This window comes from Pseudomonas sp. NFACC13-1, from assembly GCF_900104425.1.
Classification (GTDB): domain Bacteria; phylum Pseudomonadota; class Gammaproteobacteria; order Pseudomonadales; family Pseudomonadaceae; genus Aquipseudomonas; species Aquipseudomonas fluorescens_AA.
Genome location: NZ_FMXV01000002.1, coordinates 461,207 through 485,181 on the forward strand (window position 1 = coordinate 461,207; position 23,975 = coordinate 485,181).

Sequence of the window (23,975 nt, forward strand, 5' to 3'; positions counted from 1 at the left end):
TGTTTCGTCTGTCATCCGTTCAAGGCTGGCTTGGCGGAAGATAAACAGGGTTGTCGGTAACCTGGAATCGACTTTATTGGAAAATATTTTCCATATCAACTTATTTTAGAATTTTATTCGTTTTTTATTCCATGACCCACCGGCGTGGACAACCGCACCACTTCGCCCTGCCCGGCACTCTGCCTGGCGGCGTCGAGAATGCGGGTGGTCGCCAGCGCATCGCGGGCCTCCACCGGCAGCGGGCCAGTGCCCTGCAACGCGGTTTGCAGGTGTTGGTAGAACGCCAGCCAGCAGCCACGCTCCGAGGTCACCCGCTCGCGCTCGGTGCCGTGTTCGAACCAGCCCCAGCGCCGATGTTCTTCAGCCCCCCAGCGCTCGCCCTCGGTCGCCGGGCTCAACCCGGCCAATGCCTGAGCCTCCTGCCCGTCCAAGCCCTCGACGGTGTAACAGCCCTGGGTGCCGTTGACCCGAAAGCGCGGGCGCGGTGCGTTTTGCACGCAATTGCCGCTCAAGTGGGAGATTACGCCGCTGGCATGGGTCAAGGACATGAAGAAGCCGTTGTCGAACACCTGGTCCGCCTGCCGGTAGTCCAGCTCGGCGTAGACCCGCACCACTGGCCCGAACAGTTGCAGCGCCTGGTCCGCCAAGTGGCTGCCCAAATCCCGCAGAAACCCACCACCGCTGCCTTTGCCTACCGAGGTTGGCGAATAACGTTCGACACTCGACTCAAAACGAATGACTTGCCCCAGAGCCCCGGAGGCCAACAGTTTGCGCAGGGTCAGGAAATCCGAATCCCAGCGGCGGTTCTGGTACACGCTCAAAGGCACGTTGCGACGCTCGGCGGCCAACACCATCGCCTCGGCCTGCGCGGCGTCAGGGGCGAACGGTTTGTCGCTGACCACCGCCACGCCGAGTTCGATGGCCTGCATCACAATGGCCGGGCGACCGTCCAAAGGCGTGGACACCACCACCGCATCGACACCGGCCGCCACCAATTGTTCGAGGGTGTCAAAGGCCTGGGCCTGCGGGTGATCGCTGGCCAATTGTTGGCGGCGCTCGGCGGACCGGGTCACCACGCCGACGAACGTAGCCCCCGGCAGACTGCTGATCAGCGGCGCATGAAAGAACCGCCCGCCCTTGCCGTAGCCGACTAGCCCGATTCGCATGAAAGCTCCTTGTTAATCACTGAATGAATGCAATCCCTGTGGGAGCTGAGCTTGCTCGCGAAGACGGCGATACATTCAACATTGATGTCGACTGACACTACGCCATCGCGAGCAAGCTCAGCTCCCACAATTTGACCGAGTACCTTTGAGGGAACGCAGTCGACTGTGGGAGCGAGCTTGCTCGCGATGACGGCGGATCAGCCTGCATCATGTCGACTGACCCACCGCTATAGCGAGCAAGCTCGCCCCCACCATTTGACTGCATACCCAAAGGGGATTGGGGTTAGCCGTAGAAACGCGGGCGCTCGGGCAGGTCGATCTTGACGATCTGCCCACTCTGCTGCGCCTGGATACAGGCATCCGCCGCCACCGCCGCGGCAAACCCATCCCAGGCCGAGGGCCCGCCCACTTGCCCGGCGCGCACGCCGTCGATGAAGGCCTGCAGTTCGACGTCATAAGCGGCGATGAAACGGTCCTTCCAATCCATCAGGATCGCATTGGACAGCTTGGCGCCGCTGCGCAGTTGTACCTGGGACGGTTCCGGCAGCTTGGCGATGCCGGTCTCCCCCACCACTTCGCACTGGATGTCATAGCCGTACTGGCAATTGACGAACACCTCGACGTCGATGCGTGTGCCCCGGACGGTTTCCAACAGGACGATCTGCGGGTCCCGCAAGTGAGCCAGGGCCTTGCTGGTCTTGCGTGGGAACACGACCTGCACCGACACGTAGTCATCGGCCAGCAACCAGCGCAACACGTCCAGCTCGTGGATCAAGGTGTCGGTGATCGCCATGTCGGTCTTGTAGTTCTCGCCCACGCGCGGGTTACGGTGGGCGCAGTGCAGCATCAGCGGCTCACCGATCTGGCCGCTGTCGATCACCGCCTTGAGCGCCCGATAGCCTTCATCGTAGGGCCGCATGAAACCGACCTGCACCAGGCGCTTGCCATGGGCCACTTCGGCGTCGACGATCGTGCGGCAACCTTCGGCCGTGACCGCCAGGGGCTTTTCGCAGAACACCGGTTTGCCCGCCGCAATCGCCGCCAGCACGAATTCTTCATGACTCGGGCCCCAGGAGGTAACGAGGATCGCCTCCACGTCCGGCGCCTTGATCAACGCATGACCGTCGGGGTAGACCTCGGCGGTCAGCTTGAGATCGGCCACGACCTTGGCCGCCTGTTGCAGGTTGATGTCGGTCACCGCCACCACCTGGCTATTGAGCAAGGTCTGGCTGCAACGACGGATATGGTCCTGGCCGATGGCCCCGGTGCCAATGACGCCCAGCTTCAAAGACATGTGGAACTCCTTTCGTAGGGTTGGGGCAATCAGTATTGACGGGCCTTGGCCAGTCGTTCATTGAGGGTCTTGGCGACGGCATCGGTGCGGGCGCTGGTGGAGACTTGCGCCACGCCCACCCGCCACCACGACAGGTAGCTGTGAATCATGGTCTTGGGCAGGACCTTGATGTCGATCAAAGTGGAGACCGTCTGGCGCCGCGCATCCGCCAGGGCCGCGCGCAGTTCCTCCAAGGTCGTCGCCTTGTAGGTCTTGCAGCCGTAGGCCGCAGCACTCATGGCGAAGTCCACCGGCACGAAGGCGCCGTCGAGCTTGCCGGTGTCCGGGTTGCGGAAACGGAACTCGGTGCCGAAGCTGTCCATGCCATTTCCCATCTGCAAATTGTTGATGCAGCCGAAGGCCATGTTGTCCAGCAGCACCACGTTGATCTTGCGTCGCTCCTGGATCGAGGTCGCCAGTTCCGAGTGCAGCATCATGTAGGAACCATCGCCCACCAGGGCGTACACCTCTTTATCGGGCTCGGCGAGTTTCACACCCAAGGCCGCGTTCACCTCATAACCCATGCACGAATAGCCGTACTCGACGTGATAGGTGTTCACGCCCTTGCTGCGCCAGGCGCGCTGCAAGTCGCCGGGCAAGCTGCCGGCGGCGGCGACGATAATCGCATCGTCGGCCAGGGTTTCGTTGAGGGTGCCCAGCACGCGGCTCTGGGTCAGGCAGGAACCGGTGAGTTCGATAAATTCGCGAAACACCGCCGGGTCCATGTGGTCGTCGATTTCCGGGAGGAACGCCTCGGCTTGATAATCGGCCTGGTAGATCCGATCGACCTCGGCGCCCAACTGGGCCTTGGCGTCGGCGATCTGCCCGCCCCATTCAGCGCGATAGTCGCCCAGCGCTGCGGACAGTGACTCCAGGCCCGAGCGGGCGTCGGCCAGCAGCTGCACGCCGTCGAGCTTCAAGGCGTCGCAGGGGCTGACGTTGAGATTGAGGAACTGCACGTCCGGGTGCTGGAACAACCATTTGGAGCCGGTGGTGAAGTCGCTGTAGCGCGTCCCGACGCCAATGACCAGGTCGGCGTCCTTGGCCAGCAGGTTCGCCGCCAGGCAGCCGGTCTCGCCGACGCCACCGACGTTCAACGGATGGCTCGACACCACGGCGCTCTTGCCAGCCTGGGTTTCGGCGAAGGGAATGTCGAAACGCTCGGCGAAGGCCTGCAACGCCGCATTGGCCCCGGAATACCGCACGCCGCCGCCACAGATGATCAACGGTCGGTGCTTGCCTTTGAGCAGCGCCAGGGCGTCGCCGAGCATTGCCTCGGTGGCCGGGCGACGGTCGATGCGGTGCACGCGTTTTTGCAGGAAATAATCCGGGTAATCGTAGGCTTCGGCCTGTACGTCCTGGGGCAGCGCCAGGGTCACCGCGCCGGTTTCGGCCGGGTCGGTGAGCACGCGCATGGCCTGGATCGCCGCAGTCATCAACTGCTCGGGGCGGTTGATGCGGTCCCAGTATTTGCTCACGGCCTTGAAGGCGTCGTTGGTGCTGATGCTCAGGTCGTGAAACTGTTCGATCTGCTGCAGCACCGGGTCCGGCTGGCGACTGGCGTAGACATCGCCGGGCAATAGCAGCAACGGAATGCGATTGGCCGTGGCGGTGGCCGCGGCGGTCAGCATGTTCGCCGCACCAGGGCCCACCGACGCGCTGCAGGCGTAGATCTTGCGCCGCAGGTGCTGCTTGGCGAACCCGATGGCGGCATGGGCCATGCCCTGCTCGTTGCGGCCCTGATGGACCACCAGGTCGCCGCTGTCCTGCTCCAGCGCCTGGCCCAGGCCCAGCACGTTGCCGTGGCCGAAAACGGTAAAGACCCCGGCGACGAATTTGCTCTGGACGCCATCGACCTCGACGTACTGGTTATCGAGGAATTTCACCAGGGCCTGGGCCATGGTCAGTCGTGTTGTGGTCATGCTTGCACCTTTTCAAACGCAACTCGGTCAAGTGTGGGAGCGAGCTTGCTCGCGATAGCGGTGTGTCAGGCGACGCATGTATTGATTGGAGCGCCGTCATCGCGAGCAAGCTCGCTCCCACAAGGGGTTCTCCATCGTTCAGGAAGTCGGGTCAGGCCTGTGAGCTTTGCAGGTGATTCATGCTCGCCCCCAACGCCTGGCGGATATCAGCCAGTTCATGGACGCTCTCGGCAAACGGTTCGAAGGACAGGTAGCCCTCGTAGCCACCGGCCCGCAGCGCCTCGATCTGCCCGGCATTACCCAGAATGTCGGCCGCGCCCACCAGCACCCGGTGGCCGTCGCGAATGGTCGCCAAGGGCGCCTGGGCATCTTCGACGCCGGAGATGTGCACCAGCCCGGTCAGTTCGGGAAAGAACGCCTGCTCCCCCGCCAGATGATGGTGAAAAGTGTCGTGCACCAGGCGGAACACATCCAGCCCGCCGATGGCCTGGATCGCGTCCACGGCGGTACGCTTGCGGCGCAACGAGCACTCTTCGAAACCCAGGGGTTCGATGAAGCCGTAGATGCCGAAGGCGCGCAGGATCGGCGCCAGTTCGCTGAGGGCGGTACGCAACCCCGCCGCCCGTTCAGCCTCGCTGCGCGGGTCGGCCCGGTCGTTGAGCGGACACATCACCAGCCCTTCGGCACCGCATTCGCGGGCGTAGTCGGCCAGCCTCACCGCTTGGGCACGGCGTTCCTCGTTCCACACATCGAAGGGGTAAAGGGCATTGATCGATAGCACCTTGATGCCCCTTTCCTCACACAACTCACGCACACGGCCGGGCGCCATGCCGTCCTCGATCTCGACGCCCTTGAGATCGTTGCGGATCTCGATGGCGTCGGTTCTCAACGCCAGCGCCAGGTCGATGAATTCGGGCAGCGACAGACGCGGGGCAACCATTCGATTCAAGGCAAAACGCAGGGGTTTGTTCATTGTTGTTCTCCCTCCGGCACTGTAAAAACGGGTTATTGGGCAGTCGGCATGCTGAATTCAGGACCCTTGGCGATGCTGTCGGGCCAGCGCTGCATCACGCTTTTGTAGCGGCTGTAGAAGCGCAGGCCTTCTTCGCCGTAGGCGTGGTGATCGCCGAACAGCGAACGCTTCCAGCCGCCAAAGGAATGCCAGGCCATGGGCACCGGGATCGGCACGTTGATGCCCACCATGCCGACCTTGATGCTGCGGGCGAACGCCCGGGCGATGCCGCCGTCACGGGTGAAGCACGACACGCCGTTGCCGAACTCATGGGCATTGATCAGCGCCACCGCCGTGGCGAAGTCCGGCACACGGACAATCCCCAGCACCGGCCCGAAAATCTCTTGCTGGTAGATGCTCATCTCGGTGGTGACCTGGTCGAACAGCGTCGCGCCGACAAAGAACCCCTGCTCGGCCCCAGGCACCGTGAAACCACGGCCATCGACGATCAGGCGCGCGCCCTCGGCCACGCCGGCGTCGATGAAACCTTCCACCTTGGCCTTGTGCTCGGCGGTGACCAGCGGTCCCATGTCGGTGCCGGGCTGCTGGCCGTTGCCGATCTTCAGTTGATCAATGCGAGGCAACAGTCTGGCAATCAATTCATCCCCCACATCCCCCACCGCCACGGCGATGGAAATCGCCATGCAGCGTTCGCCGGCCGAGCCGTAGGCCGCACCGATCAACGCATCCGCCGCCTGGTCGAGGTCGGCATCGGGCATGACGATCATGTGGTTCTTCGCCCCGCCCAGGGCCTGGACGCGCTTGCCGTGCGCCGTGCCCTGCTGGTGGATGTACTCAGCGATCGGTGTGGAGCCGACAAAGGAAATCGCTTCGATGTCCGGGTGCTGCAACAACGCATCCACCGCCACCTTGTCGCCTTGGACGACGTTGAACACGCCATCCGGCAGGCCGGCTTCCGTCAGCAAGCGGGCCATCAGCAAACTGGCGGACGGGTCGCGCTCCGAAGGCTTGAGGATGAAGCAGTTGCCGGCGACCAGCGCCAGGGGAATCATCCACAAGGGCACCATCACCGGGAAGTTGAACGGCGTGACCCCGGCGCAAACACCCAGGGGCTGGCGCAGGTTCCAGTTGTCGATGCCACCGCCGATGTTGTCGCTGAAATCGGTCTTGAGCAGGTTCGGCGCACCGCAGGCGTACTCGACGATCTCGATGCCCCGGGTGACTTCACCGTGGGCGTCGGACAGCACCTTGCCGTGTTCACGGCTGATGATCTGCGTCAGTTCGTCGTGATGCCGATCGAGCAATTCCCTGAACTTGAACATCACTCGCGAACGGCGCAGGGACGACTGCTCGGACCAGGCCGGGAACGCCGCCAGCGCCGAAGCCACCGCCGCGTCGACGGTACTCGGTTCGGCCAGGGCCACCCGGGCCTGCACCGCGCCGGTGGCCGGGTTGAAGACATTGCTCAGGCGCGCGCTGTCGCTGGCCTGCACTCGACCGTCGATGTAATGGCCTACTACCGGGGCGTTACTCATTGTTCTTGTTCTCCGTGGAAAGTGTGGCATTCAGAGGTCGAGCAGCCAACTGTGCTGCGGGTCGTTATGGAACTGCCAGACCCGCTTCGGGCCGGCCATGACGTTGAGGTAATACGACTCGTACCCGTAGGGCACGCTGACCGGGTGATAACCCTTGGGCACCACCACCAGGTCACTGTTTTCCACCGCCATGGCCTGGTCGATGCTGCGGTCGTCGGTGTAGACCCGCTGGAACACGAAGCCTTGGGACGGGTTGACCTGATGGTAATAGGTCTCTTCGAGGAAGCTCTGGTGTGGCAGGTCGTCGGTGTCGTGCTTGTGCGGCGGGTAACTCGAGGAGTGCCCCGACGGCGTGCGCACTTCCACCACCAGCAGTGAGTGGGCCGGTTCGCTGTCCGGCAGAATGTCGCAGACATAACGGGTGTTGGCGCCCTTGCCGCGCACGCTGCGCTTCATGCTCTCCGGGCGGATCAACCGCGGGCCGTATTCGCTACGCGCCGAACCCGGCGCGGCACACACGGCGATCTGTACATCGCTGAGGGCGGTGACCTGGGCCTGGCTGCCGGGCGGCAGGTACGCGGCATAGGGCGACTTGTCCTCGAACACCGACAGGCGATCGCCAAGGTTGTCCCAATCGAAGGCCCCCTGCCCCGGCGCTTCGCCCTTGAGGCTGATGCGACCGCTGAGCAGCACGAGGCACAGTTCCTGGTCCCCGGCGGCCACCGGCAGGGTTTCACCCAGGCTCAGGCGGTAGGCGGCGAACCCGACGTATTCCAGCTCGCCCGCTGGCAACTGGACCATGGTTCGGCCGCTGGAATGGCTCTTGATCAACAGGCTCATGACGCACTCCTTTCTTGCAGCAAGGCGCGCAGAGTGTCGTAGCCTTTCTTGGCGTAGGCATAACTCGGCGCTACGGCGGGATCCTGCTCGGCTTCCACCACCAACCAGCCCTGGTAGTCGGCGGCCAGCAGCACATCGAGCAACGCGGCGAAGTCGATATCGCCATCCCCCGGCACGGTGAAGGTGCCGTTGATGATGCAGTCGGGGAAGCTCCAGAGGTTATTGCGCGCCAGTTGCACCACCGGTTTGCGCACGTCCTTGAAGTGCACATGGCAGACCCGTTCGATGTGCTTGCGCAAGACATGCAGCGGTTCGCCCCCGCCCATGTAACAGTGACCCGAATCGAACAACAGGCCGACTTCGCTGCCGGTCAGGGCCATCAATTTGTCGATGTCCGCGGGCGACTCGACATAGGCGCCCATATGGTGGTGATAGGCCAGGCGCACGCCTTGGGACAAGGTGAAGCGCGCCAGTTCGGTGAGTTTTTCGGCGTAGGCTTGCCAGGCTTCGTCGGTGTGAAAACGCGGCCGCTCGACCAATGGAATGCGTTGGCCTTGAATGGAGTCGGCGACCTCGCCGTACACCAGCACGTTGGCGCCGTTCTGGGCCAACAGCTCGACGTGGCTGGCGATCGCATCGATCTCCTGCGCCGCCGAGCGCCGGGCCAGGCGGCTGGAATACCAGCCGGAGACCAGCGCCAGGTCGTACGGTCGCAGCACATCGCCGACGCCCTTGGCGTCCTTGGGGAACTTGCCGTTGAGCTCGAAGCCTTCGTAGCCGATGGCTTTGCCTTCACTCAGCGCCGTACTCAACGGCGTCTCGCCGCCCAACGATGGCAAGTCGTCGTTGCTCCAGGAAATCGGGTTGATGCCAATTCGAATAGCGGGCATGGCTGCACCTTTTATTGTTTTTTCATAACCATTGAAGACGGCAATGAACCCTGTGGGAGCGAGCTTGCTCGCGATAGCGGTGGGTCAGGCGACTGATTGTCAACTGTCAGTCCGCTATCGCGAGCAAGCTCGCTCCCACAGGTTCAGTATTCACAATGTCTGACTTCGCGCAGCACGCCAGGCCTCGATCAACTCCACAAACCTGCCCTGCACCTGTTGGATCAGCGTTTCATCATCGATTTCCCCGGCCAGCCAGGCCCGGCTCGGTTCCTGGAAGATCGTGCGGCCCACGGCGAAACCGCGGCAGGTGCTGCTCTGGCTAGCCTGGCGAAACCCTTCGGCCAACGCGGCGGCCGGGGCGTTGAGGCCCAGCAGGACCACGCCACGGCAATACGGGTCGCGCTGTTGGATCAGCTCATCGAGCTGCTGCCATTCATCCGCGCCCTGGGCTTCGATCTTCCACCACGCCGGAAAGATGCCCAGGTTGTAGAGGCGCTTGAGGGCACGATAGAGCACGTCCGGGTGCGGTGACGGATGATCCTTGGGCGGAATGACTTCCAGCAGCAATTCATGGCCGCTGGCCTGGGAGGCCCTGTACAACCCCATCAATTGCGCCTCTTGCTCCAGGCGTAGCAGCGGTTCGTCGTCCGGGTGAAATTGCACCAGGCACTTGATGATCTGCTCCTGTGGCCAGGCGATCAGGTTGCTGCCAATGGAGCGCCCGTGCTCGAAGGCCAGTGGCCGCGAACCCTGCACTTCCACCGGCCGTGCCACCCACCAGCCGCGGCCGGTGGCAGCGTTCAGCGAATCCTGGCCGAAGCGCTGGTCGGCCAGCAGACCGACGTCAGCCTCGATGCCCTGGTGCCGCAGGTCGGCTTCGACCCGCGCCACCGCCTGAATGAACAGTTGCTTGAGTTCGCCGATGCTGCTCAACTCGCGGCCGCCCTTCTGGGCCAGTTCCACCAGTTGTCCGCGATGGTCGAAGGCGAAGATGAACAGCTGTTTCCAGGTCTTGCGGGGTACGCTGACCTGATGCAGGCGTTGCAGCACGACATCCTGGTCCGGCCGGGTGATGGGCACCGGGCTGTCGAACAAATAGTCGAGTTCAGCCCGGGTCGGCATCGCCGGGGCACAGGCATGGCGCGACACCACCAGCCCACCGCAGGCATTGGCCAACTGGCAGCAGCGTTCATCGCTGGCGTCCTCCAGCCAGCCGGCGAGAAATCCGGACATGAACGCATCGCCAGCGCCCAGTACATTCAAGACTTCGACCCGCACGCCCGGGTAAATGGCGCCGTCTTCGAGCCGGGCCGGAATGGCACCATGGATCACCGTGCAACCCTGGGGGCCGAGCTTGACCACCAGGGTCGCCGCCGTCAGCGAGCGCACAGTACGCAACGCAGTCAGCAGGTCTTCACTGCCGCCGGCGATGAGAAATTCTTCTTCGGTGCCGACGATCAGATCGAAACGCGGCAGGATGCTCTGCACGTGCTGGCTGACTTTCTGGTCGGCCACAAACCGCGTTTCGCCATCGGCCTTGCCCGCCAGGCCCCAAAGCACTGGCCGGTAATCGATGTCGAGGACCCGCTTGACCTGATGTTTTTGCGCATGGTCCAGCGCCTGGATACTGGCCTTGTAGACGCCGTCGGTGGAGAAATGCGTGCCAGTGATCAGCAAAGCCTTGCTGGAAGCAATGAAGGTTTCGTCGATGTCTTCGGCGCGCAGCGCCATGTCGGCGCAATTCTCCCGGTAGAACACCAGGGGAAAGGTTTCCCGGTCCTTGATCCCCAGCAAGACCATGGCCGTCAGGCGTTCGGGATCGACCTTGATGCCACTGACATCGCAGCCTTCGCGGGCCAGAGACTCCACCAGGAACCGGCCCATGTGGTCATCGCCTACCCGGCTCAACATCGCCGACCTGAGGCCCAGGCGCGCCGTGCCGAAGGCGATGTTGGCCGACGAACCGCCAAGGTACTTGGCGAAGCTCGAAACATCTTCCAGGCGCGCACCGACTTGCTGCGCGTAGAGGTCGACGCCCAGGCGTCCCAGGCAGATCACATCCAATTGACGCCCACTGGCAAAACGAGTCTGGCCCATGCTGGCTCCTGTTATTTTTATCAGCCTGCGCTTGTCGCCGACACCGGCGCCAACGCTGTTGGTGAATGCAGACTAAAACGAGCAGCGCGCAATAATCAATAATTATTCTATAAATTTTTTATGTGGAATATTTTTTCCAATACGCTATGACCACAGCGAACCAGACGCAGTGCATCGTTTCAGCACCTGCTGCAACATTTGTCCGCCCATGATTTTCCCTGCGCCTACGCTGTAGACTGCGACCAGCCAACCTATTGTCGAGGGCCGGCCTTTTCTCGGGCCGCCCTATAAGAACAAGCCAGAAGGATTTTCTATGACCCGCCCCGATGATCTGCCGGCGCCATCCGAGAGCGCGTCCGAACCCGCCCTCCCGAGCCCACCGATCAATGCCGAGCGCCTGCTGCAACTGATCACCGACGAATACGAAAGCCTGCCGCGCCAGCTCAAGCGCATCGCCAGCTACATGAGCCAGCAGAGCGACCGGATCATGGTCGACCGCATCAGTGACATCGCCCGGGAATGCGAAGTGCACCCCTCGGCCATCGTCAGGTTTTCCCAGCGCTTCGGCTTCAGCGGGTTCAGCGAAATGCAGGCGTTGTTCCGCGAGGCCTACACCCACAAGACCACGCCGGTGCAGAACTACCAACAGCGTATCCGCAGCATGATCGCCAACAAGTCGCAGAAAGCCAGCGGCGGCGACCTGGCCCGCGAGTGCGTCAACGCGACCCTGTCGGGCATCGAGCGCCTGGGGTTGGAGCTGGATGACCAGGCGTTCGAAAAGGCCGTGGACCTGGTGGTCAACGCCGACAATATCTATGTGGTGGGCGTACGCCGCTCGTTCGCGGTCGCCGATTACCTGGTCTACAACCTGCAACACACCAACAAACGCATTCACCTGGTGTCCGGCCTGGGCGGCAGCTATCGCGAGCAGATGCGCAGTGTGCGGGCCAATGACCTGGTCATCGCCATCAGCTTCACGCCCTACGGCAAGGAAACCCAGCACTGCCTGCGCATTGCCCAGCATCACCAGGCCAAGACCCTGATCATCACCGACAGCAACCTCTCGCCCCTGGCCAAGCGGGCCAACGCCGTGTTGCTGGTGAACGAAGGCAGTTCGTTCGCCTTTCGTTCGTTGAGCGCCACGTTGTGCCTGTGCCAGGCGTTGTTCATCGCCGTGGCTTACCGGCTGGAACTCAAGGTCGACGAAATCCATGAACAGGTCGGGTTCGAGGATTAACGCCCGCAGGATTTTCTGAAGGAGATGTCATGAAACTGATCGGCATGCTGGACTCGCCCTACGTGCGCCGCGTCGCCATTTCCGCCAAGTGCCTGGGGGTTGCCCTGGAACACGAGTCCGTTTCGGTGTTCAGGCATTTCGAACAATTCCAGCGCATCAACCCGGTGGTCAAGGCCCCGACCCTGGTGCTGGACGATGACGATGTGCTGATGGATTCCACGTTGATCATCGACTACCTCGAGGCCTTGGCCGCGCCGGGCAGAAGCCTGATGCCGGTCGACAGTGGCCAACGTCTGCGCGCACTGCGCCTGATCGGCCTGGCCCTGGCGGCGTGCGAGAAGTCGGTGCAGATCTACTACGAACGCAACCTGCGGCCGACAGAAATCCAACATGCCCCTTGGGTCGAACGCGTGGAAGGCCAACTGGCGGCGGCCTACGGCATGCTCGAACAGGAACTGGTGAAACAGCCCCTGGCCACCGACGGCACACTCGATCAGGCGGGCATCACCGTGGCAGTGGCCTGGAGCTTCACCAACCTGGTGGTGCCGGACCAGGTGCAGGACAAGTCATTCCCATCGATCAGCGCGTTCACCGCCTATGCCGAAGGGTTGGAGGCGTTTGTCAGCACGCCGATGGAATGACCGCAGGATTCCGATTCACCCTGGATCCCTGTGGGAGCGAGCTTGCTCGCGATAGCGGTGTACCAGTCAACAAGGATACTGACTGACCTGACGCCATCGCGAGCAAGCTCGCTCCCACAGTTTGTTCCCGGATGTCTGCGGGATATGCACTGACCGCAACTCCCACAGTTTGTTTTCGGGTGACTACGGGATATGTATTGATCACAGATCCCACACAGGATTTGCTCAGGCCAGTTCCACTTCCTTCGGCTCGACAACCCTCGGCGCCACCTCGAAGCGGTCCGCCAGGAATGGCGTGATGTCCAGCGGCAAGGGCTCGTTGTTGACCAGTTTGTCCAGCAACACGCCGGTGATGGCCGAGGTCAGGATGCCGGTGCGGAAATGGCCGCACGCGTTGAGATAGCCTTCCACCCCGCGCATCGGCCCCAGGATCGGCAGTTCATCAGGCGAACCCGGGCGCAGGCCGGCCCAGGTTCGTTTCAGGTTGATGTCGACCAACTGCGGAATGCAGCGCACCGCGCCTTGCACCAGCCCTTCGATCTCCGGATAAGTCGTGGTCACGTCGAAACCTTTGTCTTCGGTGGTGCTGCCGATGAGGATTTCACCGTTGTCTTTCTGCGCCACATAGCAGTCGCTGGTGGTCAGGCAGCCGTTGAGGATTTTCGGCATGCGCTCGGTCAGCAGGATCTGGCCCTTGACCGGCTTGACCGGAATCCGCACGCCGGTGGCCTGCTCGCTCAGGTCCGCCGCCCAGGCACCGGCCGCGTTGATCAGGGTCCGGCAGTGGAAGGTCCCCGCCTCGGCGGTTTGCACCCCGCTCACCCGTGTGCCGCTGCGCAACACCTCGGTCACGTTGGTGTTGAAGAACAGGTCGACGCCGTTCTGCCGGGCGCCTTCGGTGTAGGCGTCGGCCAGGCGGAACGGGCTGAGCTGGTGATCGCAGAGAAACTCCAGGGCGCCCAGGGCCTCATGGCTCACATTCGGCTCCGCTGCGCGCAAGGCCGCCTGGTCAAGCCAGCGCACCTGGTCCGCCAGATGAGGAATGCAGGCGACGATGTGCTCGGCGTACAAACGGTCTTCGTCGTCGTAGATCACGAACTTGAGCCCGGTCTCCTCGAACTTGAAATCCATGCCATGGCGGTCGATCAATTCGCGGTGCAACTGCGGGTACATCGCATTGGACTGCAAGGCGAACTCGAAGAACGACTGCGGCAGGATGTGCGGCGTGCTGGCATCCACCGCCACGGCGGCGCCCTGGGTCTGGCGCTTGCGGTTGGCCGACATCATGCGAAAGAAGATCACCCCGCAACCCAGGCCCACCGACTCACCGATGGCCCACAGCCCACCCGCCGAGGCGCGGGTCGCGTTGCCGGGGCGCTTGGCGTCGATCAGGGCGATCTTCAGGTGTTTGCGCTTGGACAGTTGATAGGCACACGAGGCCCCGATCACACCGCCACCGGCGATGACCACGTCGTAGTCCTTAATCATGGGAAACGGCCTCCGTGCCGGCGTTCTGGAACGCTGAAAAGGGTATCGGATCGATGGGGAAACGCGGCCGCAGCCAACCCACGTCGGCGCGCCCGGTGGCTTCGCGCAAGCGGTCGCTGCAGTAGCCGACGCACATCCGTCCCTGGCAATCGCCCATGCTCACGCGGGTGCGCATCTTCAGGCTGGCCATGTCTTGCACGCCCTGCTCCAGCGCCCGGTCGATGTCGGCGCGGGTGGCGTGCTCGCAGCGGCAGATCACCGTGTCGGCGGCTGGCAACGCGGTTTGCCCGGCACCACGCTGGGTGTAGCGATCCACGGCGGCGCGAAAGCGAATGATCCGCGCCAGTTGCGCCTGGTAGCGCTCCCGGTGGGCCAGTGCCGTGGACGGATCCAGCACGTTGCGTTGCATGAGGATCGACAACGCCGCGATGCGCCCGCTGAGCATGGCCGCTTCACCGCCACGGATCCCGCCCATGTCGCCGGCCAGGTGAATGTGCGCTTCGCTGCTTTGTTGCCAGGCATCGGACACGGCCCGCAAATAGCCGTCCTCGCTGAAACCGTGCTCCAGGCCCATCTGCTGGCTCAATTGAGTCCGCGGGATAAAACCGTAGCCGACCGCGAGGGTCTGGGCCGGCACCTGTTCGGCGCGTTTGAGGTCCGGCTCCCAGGTCGCGGAATAAGGCGCGACGGTGACGTGGCTCAACTCACCCTCGCCGTCAGCCTGCACCACGCCCCAGCCATAGCGCACAGGAATGCGATTGAGCTTGAGATAGGCCAGCATGCTCAGGCCGTCGAGGAACAACTGCGGCTTGTTCAGCAACGCCAGGCTTTCCTTGGCGATCCGGCCGAACCCACAGGCTTCGAAGACACCCGCCACCGCCACGCCCGAAGCGTGCAGCTGGCAAGCCACCAGCGGCAGCAACGGCCCCGTGCCGGCGATCACCACCGGGCTCGGTGGCCGGACCACGCCACTCTTGATCTGCAATTGCAGGCCCCCGAGCATCATCACCCCCGGCAGCGTCCAGCCAGGAAACGGCACGCTGCGTTCGTGACAACCGGCCGCCAGGACCAGATGGGAATAGGCGAGCTCGCCCAGGCGCTCGTCGGCATCCAGCAGCATCAACGCCCGGAAGCCTTCGGCACCGATGACACGGTTGCCCAATCGCACCTCGATCAACCCGGCGTGGCGCTGGTATTCTCCGTGGAGCTTTTCCAGGGATTCGCTGTAGCGCGGCCCCAGGTAATCCAGGCTGACGCCGTCGCGCAGCGGCCCGCGGTACACGACGCCGCCGAGGCGCGGCGCTTCTTCGAGCAAGGTGCAACGCACCCCGTGGGTGGCCAGCTCGATGGCCGCAGCCATGCCCGCCGGCCCACCGCCGACAATCACCGGATCGAGGCTCATGGCGCCTCCGTTTCGGTCAAGCGGTTGGCCCGGGTTTCGATCTGCATGCCAGGGCGCACCGGGGTCTGGCAGGCGCGGCGCTTGTGGCGGCCGTCGATCTTGACCAGGCAGCACTGGCATACGCCCATGCCGCAGTAGGCGCCGCTGATCTGGTCGTGGTCGTTGCGGGCGACCTGGCGTTGCCCCAGGGACTGGATGACGGTGAGGACGGTTTCCCCGTGGGCGGCGTTGACGACTTGCCCGTCCAGGCGCACCGTCATGTCGGCGCGGGTCAACGGTTGGATATCGAATGTTCGGCGTAGAACGTCTTGAGGTTGCATCATGCAGCTCTTCCTTGAAGGTTCAGTGAGGTTTCGGCTCCTTGCGGCACACATCCACCGATTCGCGTCGGTACCCGGCAACAGCGCACCGAGGCGGGGCAACAGACGCGACATGATAGTGCGAGCGAAATTCATGTTAGGGATAATTTGTGACCAAGTGTTGATCCAGGCCAGCGAATCGGCGTGCCGGTCCATGAACTTTTTTTCAGAAAGCCGACAGGTAATTTTTGGCAGAATGCTGCGCAATCGCTCCAACTTCCCCACACGGTACCGCCCATGAACCGCATCCTGACCATCGAAGACGACGCCGTGACCGCCCGTGAAATCGTGGCCGAGCTGACCCGCAACGGCCTGGACGTCGATTGGGTCGACAACGGTCGCGAAGGCCTGGAACGGGCGGTCAGCGGCGACTACGACCTGATCACGCTGGACCGCATGCTGCCAGAGCTCGACGGGCTGGTGATCGTCACCACGCTGCGCACCATGGGCGTGGCCACGCCAATCCTGATGATCAGCGCCCTTTCCGATGTGGATGAGCGCGTGCGTGGCCTGCGGGCCGGCGGCGACGATTACCTGACCAAGCCGTTCGCCACCGACGAAATGGCCGCCCGGGTCGAAGTGCTGCTGCGGCGCAACAATGGCACCCGCGAACCGGAAACCGCGCTGCGGGTGGCCGACCTGGAACTGAACCTGATCAGCCGCGAAGCCAGCCGCAACGGGCAGTTGCTGAGCCTGTTGCCCACCGAATACAAGCTGCTGGAATTCCTGATGCGCAACAGCGGGCAAATCCTCTCGCGCATGATGATTTTCGAGGAAGTCTGGGGCTATCACTTCGACCCCGGCACCAACCTGATCGACGTCCACATCGGCCGCCTGCGCAAGAAAATCGACCCACCGGGCCTGGAACCGCTGATTCGCACGGTACGGGGTTCCGGCTATGTCATTGCTGAACCCCGCTAAGGGCTGGCGCTCCTCCAGCAGCCGCCTGCTGGCGCTGTACAGTTCGCTGTTCGTGATCTGGAGCGCGATCCTGATGGGGGTGATGTATTACGAAGTGTTTGGCTACCTCGACAGCCTGGCCAAACACTCCCTGATGCAGCGCCAGCACCTGTTCGCCCGGATCCACGGCGATCAGCTGGAAGATGCGCTCATGGCCAGCCTGACGCTGGACGAGCGCGGTGTCGACGCCTACGGGCTGTTCGATCCGCAACTGCGCCATTTGAGCGGGCCGATCCTGCGGGTACCCGCCGACCTGCCCCTTGACGGCAAGATCCACATGCTCGGCGGCTGCGTCGACTCCGATGACCCGGGCGTGCCTTCCGACAGCTGCGACGCGGTGGCGACCCGGACTCAGGACGGACGCTGGCTGGTCCTGGCCCGGGACAACGGCTCGCTGTTCGCGGTGACACGGATCATCTTGCACGCGCTGTTCTGGGGCGTATCGCTGACCATCCTGCCGGGCATCGCTGGCTGGCACCTGCTACGCCGCCGACCGCTACAACGGATTCGCCAGTTGCAGGCCAGCGCCGAAGCCATCGTCGCCGGCGACCTGACCCATCGCCTGCCGCTGTCGAGCCGGCGCGATGAGCTGGACATGCTGGCGGCGATCGTCAATGCCATGCTCGAGCGCATCGAGCGCCTGATGAATGAGGTCAAAGGCGTGTGCGACAACATCGCCCATGACCTGCGCACCCCGCTGACGCGCCTGCGTGCCCAGCTTTATCGCATCCAGCAGCAAGCGCCGGACGGCTCCCCCGAGGCCTTGCAGATGGACCAGGTGATCGCCGAGACCGACACGCTGATGGCGCGGTTTCGCGGCTTGTTGCGGATTTCCGAACTGGAAGACCAGCAACGGCGCTCGGGCTTCGTACGCCTCGATCCGTTGCAGTTATTGCAGGAGTTGCATGATTTTTACCTGCCCCTGGCCGAGGAACGCGAACTGACCTTCATCCTGGAGGCGCCCGACGCCCTGCCCCTGCTCAACGGCGACCGCGCCTTGCTGTTCGAGGCCGTGTCGAACCTGCTGAGCAACTCCATCAAGTTCACCCCGCCGGGGGGCACAGTGATCCTGCGTGGGGTCGACCAGGGCGATAGCACGCGCATCGAAGTGCTCGACTCCGGCCCGGGTATCCCCGAGGCGGAGCGCAAGGCGGTGTTCCGCCGTTTCTACCGTGCAGAGGGCAGCAGCCAGCACGGCGGATTCGGCCTGGGCCTGTCGATCGTCGCAGCGATCGTCAACCTGCACGGGTTTACGTTGGAGGTGGGCAGCAGCGAACACGGCGGTGCGCGGTTGGTGCTCGATTGCCGGGGGCCATTGTTGTAGCCAAGGGTGGGAAGTGGGGGGTGATCTTTATCTGTCAGAGCTCACTGCGATGCAGCGGGGTGTTTTGCAGTTCATAGCGCAGCTCATCGATCAACTTCGCGATACTTTCTTCCGAACGGACGCTGTCGACACTCATGCCGCTCACCACCAAATCCACCTCGCCGCTTTCACGGTGATACAGACGCACGGTGAGGGTGCCGTCGCCATTGAGGCTGCATTCGCAGGCCAGCGGCGTGAAGCTTTCTTCGAGACGGGCACGCAAGGGGGCCAAATGGGTCATGCGATGCACCTCAGCCCTGAAGGGACAAATGAACGGTGGACAGCACCGACCTCCTGGTCCGAATAGATATCCTGTCGCGCTCGTATCGGGTTCGTTCACTGCACATCGTGGCATATTCCTTGAGTGTTTCGCGGGGACGCGACATCACGAACGATGTCGCACCCCCATAGCCTAAGGAACCGCCCCCCCATGCAAAACCCGAATTTGCACCAGTACGCCCGGTGCATTTGCACTGGCTATCATGGTGCCTTCATTCGCCATTCGCCGGAGAACAAACCCCGCTCTCGCGCCCAGACAATCGCCTCGCTGCGGCTGTGGACATCCAGCTTCGAATACAGGGTCGCCACGTGATTGCGCACGGTGTTGGGCGCCAGCTTCAGCCGCGCGGCGATTTCCTTGTCTGCCAGCCCCTCGCAGATCAGGCCCAGCACGTCCCGTTCCCGGGCCGTCAGCTCGGTGAATGACACGCTCGGCACCTGGGCGTTGATGCTCTTCACGTTGGCCAGTTTTTCAATCAGGGTCCGGCTGAACCAGGACGCGTCTTTCATCACCTCCTCGATGGCCGCCACCAGCTCCAGCTCCGAGCGCTTGCGTTCGGTGATGTTCATCAGCACCAACAGGTAACAGGGCTTGTCCTGGATAAGCACCGTGTCGGCGGCGACCTCACAATCGATGAGCTCACCGCCCTTCTTATGCACCTTGACGTCGATACTGGAGACCGCGGCGGCCTTTTCCAACCGGGCAAACAGCGCGGCGCCGGCGTCCGGGTCGAGAAAACCGATCTCCTCCACGGTCTTACCCAGCAACTCTTCGCTGGCGTAACCGGTGGTCTGGAGGAACGCTTCGTTGATTTCCAGCAATTGTTGTTCGGCGCTGCACACCAGGGTGGGCACGGGCGACAGGCGGAACGACTTGGCAAAACGCTCCTCGCTCTGGCGCAGCGCCGTTTCCGCCTTGCGGCGCGGCTCCATGTCCATGAAGGAAAACAGCATGCAGTCTTCGTCATGCAGGTCCAGGGGCTGACCGGCGACGACCACCTGCTTGCTGGTGCCATCGGGCAATTTCAACTCGGCCTGCATCTGCGGAATCGTCGCGCCCTGGCCCAGGCGCTCGACAGCCAGGTCGCGCTTTTCGGCGGCTTCGAGCACATCCAGTTCATACACCGAACGCCCGATCACCTGCTCGCGGCTGTAGCCGGTCATCTCCAGGAACCCCGGATTGACCTTGATGTAGCGCAGGTCGCTGAGGCGACAGATCACTGCCGGCGCCGGGTTGGCCCCAAAGGTTTTCTCGAAACGCTGCTCGGCGCTGGCCCATTCGGTGGCATCGCTGAGGATCAACACGAGCAGTTCCGGCTCGCCGTTGCGGTCGGCCAGGACCATGCTGCGGATCCGATGCACCCAGGTGCGATCCGGGTCGGCCTGGGGCGTGACTTCCACCAACACATCGCTGAACTCATCGCCACGGGCAACCCGGGCGATGGGGTAGTTGTCTTCTGTCAGCGGATGATTGTTGCGGTAACGCAAATTGAACCGCTGGGCGTATTGCCGGGCCGTGGCGCCCAGTTCACTGAGGTCCTCGACCCCGTGCATGGTCAAGGCCGCCGCGTTGGCCCAGGCAATGGTCTGGTCGACCTCGATCAACATCACCCCGTCGGACAGTCCGGCAATGATCTGCAGTAATTGACGACGGTTGGTATCGGTGGTCGGGACTTGCTGATTCATTGGGTCTCCATGTGATTCAGGCGCGCATGGAAGTTACGACCACCCCCAGTGATGACACGTTCCCTGTAGCAGCGGCGTAGGAACCGTGTAGGAGCTGTCGAGTGCAACGAGGCTGCGATCTTTCCATTACCAATTGAGTCGAGAGCGAAAGATCAAGATCAAGATCAAGATCAAGATCAAGATCAAGATCAAGATCAAGATCAAGATCAAGAGATCGCAGGCTCCGCCAGCTCCTACAGAAATCTATGCGCACTGAAATATTGCGCAATTGCTTTTTCAAGCGTCCTTCGTCGCAACGACTAATTTTTGATGATCTACCTATTTTTTTGGAGATCACGCAATGCCCACCGCAGCACATGGATGTCGTTTGCGTAAAGGTCGAGTTAGTGAGCACGACCGAATCTATCTATTGACCGCCGTTGTGTACCAGCGCCAGCCTATTTTTAGAGATTGGCAACTGGGACGGCTACTCGTCGATCAGTTGCGCAGTGCCGAAGAAGTCTCAATGGCAACCTCCCTTGCCTGGGTAGTGATGCCGGATCATGTACATTGGCTAGCACAATTGCACAGTGGCAGCCTGGCCGAGTTAATGAGCCGCATCAAATCTCGCAGCAGCCGAGCTGTCAATCTTGCTCGTTACCAGCATGGCCGACTATGGCAGCGGGGCTACCATGATCGTGCGCTACGCAAAGAGGAGGATCTGAAAGATGCTGCAAGGTACATCATCAGCAATCCGTTGCGTGCCGGATTGGTGAGGCGTATTGGTGACTATCCCCTGTGGGATGCCATTTGGGTTTGAAGAGTAAAAAGATCGCAGGCTTCGCCAGCTCCTATATAAACGTTCAGCTGCGATCTTCTACCCTTCACGCCGCCATGCGCCCCTCGGCAATCGCCTGGGAGGCCGCCAGCATCGCTCGCAGCAACACCGCGCAGCCGGCGGCGAGATCGTCGGGGGCGGCGTTTTCGATTTCGTTGTGGCTGATACCGCCTTCGCAGGGCACGAAGATCATCCCGGCCGGGCCCAGTTCGGCGAGGAAGATCGCGTCATGGCCGGCACCGCTGACGATGTCCAGGTGGGACAGGCCCAGCCCTTGGGCGGCCCCGCGCACGGCGTCGACGCAGCCTTGGTCGAAATACAGCGGTGGGAAGTCGGCGGTGGGTTTCAAATCGAAGGTCAGGCCGTGCTGCCGGCAGGTGTCTTCGATCACTTGCTTGACCTCGACGATCATCGAATCCAGGCGAGCCGGTTCGAGATGACGGAAATCCAGGGTCATGCGCACCTCGCCGGGGATCACGTTGCGCGAGCCCGGATAGGTCTGCAGGCAACCGACCGTGCCGCAGGCATGGGGCTGATGACCGAGGGCGGCGCGGTTGACGGCGCCGACGATGATCGACGCCCCCACCAGGGCGTCCTTGCGCAGGTGCATCGGGGTCGGGCCGGCGTGAGCCTCGACGCCCCGCAAAGTCAGGTCGAACCACTTCTGCCCCAGGGCGCCCATCACCACGCCGATGGTCTTGCCCTCGTCCTCGAGGATCGGCCCCTGTTCGATGTGCGCCTCGAAATACGCCCCCACCGGATGCCCACTGACCGGGCGCGGGCCGGCATAGCCGATGGCATTGAGCGCCTGGCCCACGCTGATGCCCTCGGCGTCGGTCTTGGCGAGGGTTTCTTCGAGGGTGAATTTCTCGGCGAACACCCCGGAGCCCATCATGCACGGGGCGAAGCGCGAGCCTTCTTCATTGGTCCAGACCACCACCTCCAACGGCGCTTCGGTCTCGATGTTCAGGTCATTGAGGGTGCGCAGCACCTCCAGGCCGGACAGTACGCCAAAGCAGCCGTCGAACTTGCCGCCGGTGGGTTGGGTGTCGATGTGGCTGCCGGTCATGACCGGTGGCAGGTTCGGATTGCGCCCCGGGCGACGGGCGAAGATATTGCCCACCCCATCGATGCTGACGGTGCAGCCCGCCGCCTGGGTCCATTGCACGAACAGGTCGCGGGCCTGGCGGTCGAGGTCGGTCAGGGCCAGCCGGCACACACCGCCTTTGACCGTGGCACCGAGCTGGGCCAGGTCCATGAGCGACTGCCACAGGCGGTCGCGGTTGATGTGCGGGTGGGTGGATTGCAGGACGTCGATGGCTGCGTTCATGGGAATCTCCATTTTTTCAGGCATGTTTTCGGTGTACTTGAGGCCGCTATCGCGAGCAAGCTCGCTCCCACAGGGGATCTGTTGTGAACACAGACTTTGCATCCACCCAAATCCAATGTGGGAGCGAGCCTGCTCGCGATGAGGCCCTCCCTCACACCGCGGTTTTAGCGACGGACGGGCTCGTTCGCAGACTGCACAACCCGTAATAAATCACCCCACCCAGCGCCGAGCCGGTGAACCAGCCGTAGCTGTAGAACCAACTGAACGCGTCGCTGCCCAGGGACAACAAGGTCAGCACCACCGGCACGCCAAAGGCGATGAAGCCGTTCCAGTTCCACGCCGGGTAAATGTCGTCGCGGTACAACCCGGCCAGGTCCAGTTGCTGTTTCTTGATCAGGAAATAATCCACCACCATAATCCCGGCAATCGGCCCCAGCAGGCTGGAATAGCCCAGCAACCAATTGGAATAGACCGACTCCAGGCTGACCTCGGAGACGATCAGGCCGAGTTTCTTCAACAGTTCGTGGGCCATCAGCGCCAGCCCCACCAGCCCGGTGAGCATCACGGCCTTGGTGCGGCCGATCAGTTTCGGCGCCAGGTTCTGGAAGTCGTTGGTGGGCGAAACGATGTTGGCGGCGGTGTTGGTCGACAGCGTGGCGACGATGATCAGCACCATGGCCAGCGCCACCCACACCGGGCTCTGGATGTGCCCGATCAAGGTCACCGGGTCGGAGACGGTCACCCCCACCAGTTTTTCCGAGGCGGCGGTCATGACCACGCCAAGGGAGGCGAACAGGAACATGGTCAACGGCAGGCCGATGATCTGCCCCACGACTTGGTCTTTCTGGCTCTTGGCATACCGGCTGAAGTCTGGAATGTTCAACGACAGGGTGGCCCAGAAACCGACCATGGCCGTCAGCCCGGCGAGGAAATAGCCGGTCACCCCCGCGCCTTCGGGTCGCTTGGCCGGGACCGCCATCAGTTCAGTCAATGAAACGTTGGGCAATGCCCACACCAACAGACCGACGCCCACCAGCACCAGCAGCGGCGCAGACAAGGTTTCCAGCCACTTGATCGACTCGGCGCCGCGCAACACCACCCACAGGTTGATGACCCAGAACACCATGAAGCCGATCACTTCGCCGGTGCCGCCCAGGTTTTTCCAGCCGTCGAACACCGAGCCGAGAAACAGGTGGATCGCCAGCCCGCCGAACATCGTCTGGATGCCGAACCAGCCGCACGCCACCAGGGCGCGGATCAGGCACGGCACGTTGGAACCGATGACACCAAAGGACGAGCGCAACAGCACCGGAAACGGAATGCCGTACTTGGTCCCGGCGAAGGCATTCAGGGTCAGGGGGATCAGCACGATGATGTTGGCAAACAGAATCGCCAGCAGCGCCTCGCCCACCGTCAGGCCGAAATAGGCGGTGAGCACGCCGCCTAGGGTGTAGGTCGGCACGCAGATCGCCATGCCCACCCACAGTGCGGTGATGTGCCATTTGTTCCAGGTTCGCTCGTGCACCTTGGTCGGCGCGATGTCGTGGTTATAACGGGGGCTGTCGAGGACGTCGCTGCCGGCTTCAAGCTCGAACAATCCGTCGCGCTCGGTCACTGTTGATCTGGTCATGTCCGCTCCACTGTTTTCATTATTTTT

20 protein-coding genes are annotated in these 23,975 nt (G+C 62.7%); 5 read left to right on the top strand and 15 right to left on the bottom strand.

What is annotated here, in order from left to right; all coding sequences use genetic code 11:
- Nucleotides 1-113 precede the first annotated feature (113 nt).
- The 8 genes from BLQ55_RS04570 to iolC all read right to left on the bottom strand — a co-directional run bounded on the left by BLQ55_RS04570 (nucleotide 114) and on the right by iolC (nucleotide 10,756).
- The gene (locus BLQ55_RS04570) at nucleotides 114-1,166 is read right to left on the bottom strand and encodes a Gfo/Idh/MocA family protein (protein ID WP_092252622.1); all 1,053 of its coding nucleotides are present in this window, start codon (nucleotides 1,164-1,166) and stop codon (nucleotides 114-116) included.
- 283 nt (nucleotides 1,167-1,449) lie between these two features.
- Nucleotides 1,450-2,460, bottom strand: coding sequence for a bifunctional inositol 2-dehydrogenase/D-chiro-inositol 1-dehydrogenase (locus tag BLQ55_RS04575; RefSeq protein ID WP_092252624.1), 1,011 nt, complete (start codon nucleotides 2,458-2,460; stop codon nucleotides 1,450-1,452).
- Between the two features lie 29 nt (nucleotides 2,461-2,489).
- Complete coding sequence (iolD, locus tag BLQ55_RS04580; RefSeq protein WP_092252626.1) at nucleotides 2,490-4,421, bottom strand: 3D-(3,5/4)-trihydroxycyclohexane-1,2-dione acylhydrolase (decyclizing); 1,932 nt, start codon at nucleotides 4,419-4,421, stop codon at nucleotides 2,490-2,492.
- A gap of 151 nt (nucleotides 4,422-4,572) precedes the next feature.
- The gene (locus BLQ55_RS04585) at nucleotides 4,573-5,394 is read right to left on the bottom strand and encodes a TIM barrel protein (RefSeq protein ID WP_092204844.1); all 822 of its coding nucleotides are present in this window, start codon (nucleotides 5,392-5,394) and stop codon (nucleotides 4,573-4,575) included.
- A 32-nt stretch (nucleotides 5,395-5,426) separates the two neighbouring features.
- Complete coding sequence (locus BLQ55_RS04590) at nucleotides 5,427-6,929, bottom strand: CoA-acylating methylmalonate-semialdehyde dehydrogenase (protein WP_092252628.1); 1,503 nt, start codon at nucleotides 6,927-6,929, stop codon at nucleotides 5,427-5,429.
- Between the two features lie 30 nt (nucleotides 6,930-6,959).
- Nucleotides 6,960-7,769: a 5-deoxy-glucuronate isomerase gene (gene iolB, locus BLQ55_RS04595; protein WP_092252630.1), complete on the bottom strand. Its 810-nt coding sequence runs from the start codon at nucleotides 7,767-7,769 to the stop codon at nucleotides 6,960-6,962.
- Nucleotides 7,766-8,659: a myo-inosose-2 dehydratase gene (iolE, locus tag BLQ55_RS04600; RefSeq protein WP_092252631.1), complete on the bottom strand. Its 894-nt coding sequence runs from the start codon at nucleotides 8,657-8,659 to the stop codon at nucleotides 7,766-7,768. The genes iolB and iolE overlap by 4 nt, the downstream gene beginning before the upstream one ends.
- Before the next feature lie 150 nt (nucleotides 8,660-8,809).
- Nucleotides 8,810-10,756, bottom strand: a complete 1,947-nt coding sequence (gene iolC / locus BLQ55_RS04605) for a bifunctional 5-dehydro-2-deoxygluconokinase/5-dehydro-2-deoxyphosphogluconate aldolase (RefSeq protein ID WP_092252633.1) — start codon at nucleotides 10,754-10,756, stop codon at nucleotides 8,810-8,812.
- A 313-nt stretch (nucleotides 10,757-11,069) separates the two neighbouring features.
- Here iolC and BLQ55_RS04610 point away from each other — a divergent pair, with 313 nt between their 5' ends.
- Complete coding sequence (locus tag BLQ55_RS04610; RefSeq protein WP_003202885.1) at nucleotides 11,070-11,993, top strand: MurR/RpiR family transcriptional regulator; 924 nt, start codon at nucleotides 11,070-11,072, stop codon at nucleotides 11,991-11,993.
- 29 nt (nucleotides 11,994-12,022) lie between these two features.
- Complete coding sequence (locus tag BLQ55_RS04615; RefSeq protein ID WP_092252635.1) at nucleotides 12,023-12,634, top strand: glutathione S-transferase; 612 nt, start codon at nucleotides 12,023-12,025, stop codon at nucleotides 12,632-12,634.
- Between the two features lie 225 nt (nucleotides 12,635-12,859).
- Here the strand turns inward: BLQ55_RS04615 and hcnC are convergent, their stop codons facing one another.
- Genes hcnC through hcnA form a run of 3 tightly spaced genes read right to left on the bottom strand, consistent with a single transcriptional unit; the run spans nucleotide 12,860 to nucleotide 15,844 of the window.
- Nucleotides 12,860-14,122: a cyanide-forming glycine dehydrogenase subunit HcnC gene (gene hcnC, locus BLQ55_RS04620; protein ID WP_092204838.1), complete on the bottom strand. Its 1,263-nt coding sequence runs from the start codon at nucleotides 14,120-14,122 to the stop codon at nucleotides 12,860-12,862.
- Nucleotides 14,115-15,524, bottom strand: a complete 1,410-nt coding sequence (hcnB, locus tag BLQ55_RS04625) for a cyanide-forming glycine dehydrogenase subunit HcnB (protein ID WP_092252637.1) — start codon at nucleotides 15,522-15,524, stop codon at nucleotides 14,115-14,117. The genes hcnC and hcnB overlap by 8 nt, the downstream gene beginning before the upstream one ends.
- The gene (hcnA, locus tag BLQ55_RS04630) at nucleotides 15,521-15,844 is read right to left on the bottom strand and encodes a cyanide-forming glycine dehydrogenase subunit HcnA (protein WP_092252681.1); all 324 of its coding nucleotides are present in this window, start codon (nucleotides 15,842-15,844) and stop codon (nucleotides 15,521-15,523) included. The genes hcnB and hcnA overlap by 4 nt, the downstream gene beginning before the upstream one ends.
- A gap of 276 nt (nucleotides 15,845-16,120) precedes the next feature.
- On the opposite strand from hcnA, the gene BLQ55_RS04640 reads away from it, so the two are divergent.
- Nucleotides 16,121-16,804, top strand: coding sequence for a response regulator transcription factor (locus BLQ55_RS04640; RefSeq protein WP_053122824.1), 684 nt, complete (start codon nucleotides 16,121-16,123; stop codon nucleotides 16,802-16,804).
- Nucleotides 16,782-18,167: a sensor histidine kinase gene (locus BLQ55_RS04645; protein WP_092204835.1), complete on the top strand. Its 1,386-nt coding sequence runs from the start codon at nucleotides 16,782-16,784 to the stop codon at nucleotides 18,165-18,167. The genes BLQ55_RS04640 and BLQ55_RS04645 overlap by 23 nt, the downstream gene beginning before the upstream one ends.
- A gap of 34 nt (nucleotides 18,168-18,201) precedes the next feature.
- Here BLQ55_RS04645 and BLQ55_RS04650 read toward each other — a convergent pair whose 3' ends face one another.
- On the bottom strand, nucleotides 18,202-18,447 hold the full coding sequence (locus BLQ55_RS04650; protein WP_092204834.1) for a DUF1652 domain-containing protein: 246 nt from the start codon (nucleotides 18,445-18,447) through the stop codon (nucleotides 18,202-18,204).
- 239 nt (nucleotides 18,448-18,686) lie between these two features.
- A complete protein-coding gene (locus tag BLQ55_RS04655; protein ID WP_092204833.1) occupies nucleotides 18,687-20,171 on the bottom strand; it encodes a PAS domain S-box protein in 1,485 nt (494 codons plus the stop codon).
- A 340-nt stretch (nucleotides 20,172-20,511) separates the two neighbouring features.
- On the opposite strand from BLQ55_RS04655, the gene BLQ55_RS04660 reads away from it, so the two are divergent.
- Entirely contained in the window at nucleotides 20,512-20,970 is a 459-nt protein-coding gene (locus BLQ55_RS04660; protein ID WP_092252641.1) for an REP-associated tyrosine transposase, read from the top strand.
- A 64-nt stretch (nucleotides 20,971-21,034) separates the two neighbouring features.
- On the opposite strand, the gene BLQ55_RS04665 is transcribed toward BLQ55_RS04660, so the two are convergent.
- Nucleotides 21,035-22,318: a Zn-dependent hydrolase gene (locus tag BLQ55_RS04665; protein WP_092252643.1), complete on the bottom strand. Its 1,284-nt coding sequence runs from the start codon at nucleotides 22,316-22,318 to the stop codon at nucleotides 21,035-21,037.
- A gap of 151 nt (nucleotides 22,319-22,469) precedes the next feature.
- The gene (locus BLQ55_RS04670) at nucleotides 22,470-23,948 is read right to left on the bottom strand and encodes an NCS1 family nucleobase:cation symporter-1 (protein WP_092252645.1); all 1,479 of its coding nucleotides are present in this window, start codon (nucleotides 23,946-23,948) and stop codon (nucleotides 22,470-22,472) included.
- Nucleotides 23,949-23,975 lie beyond the last annotated feature (27 nt).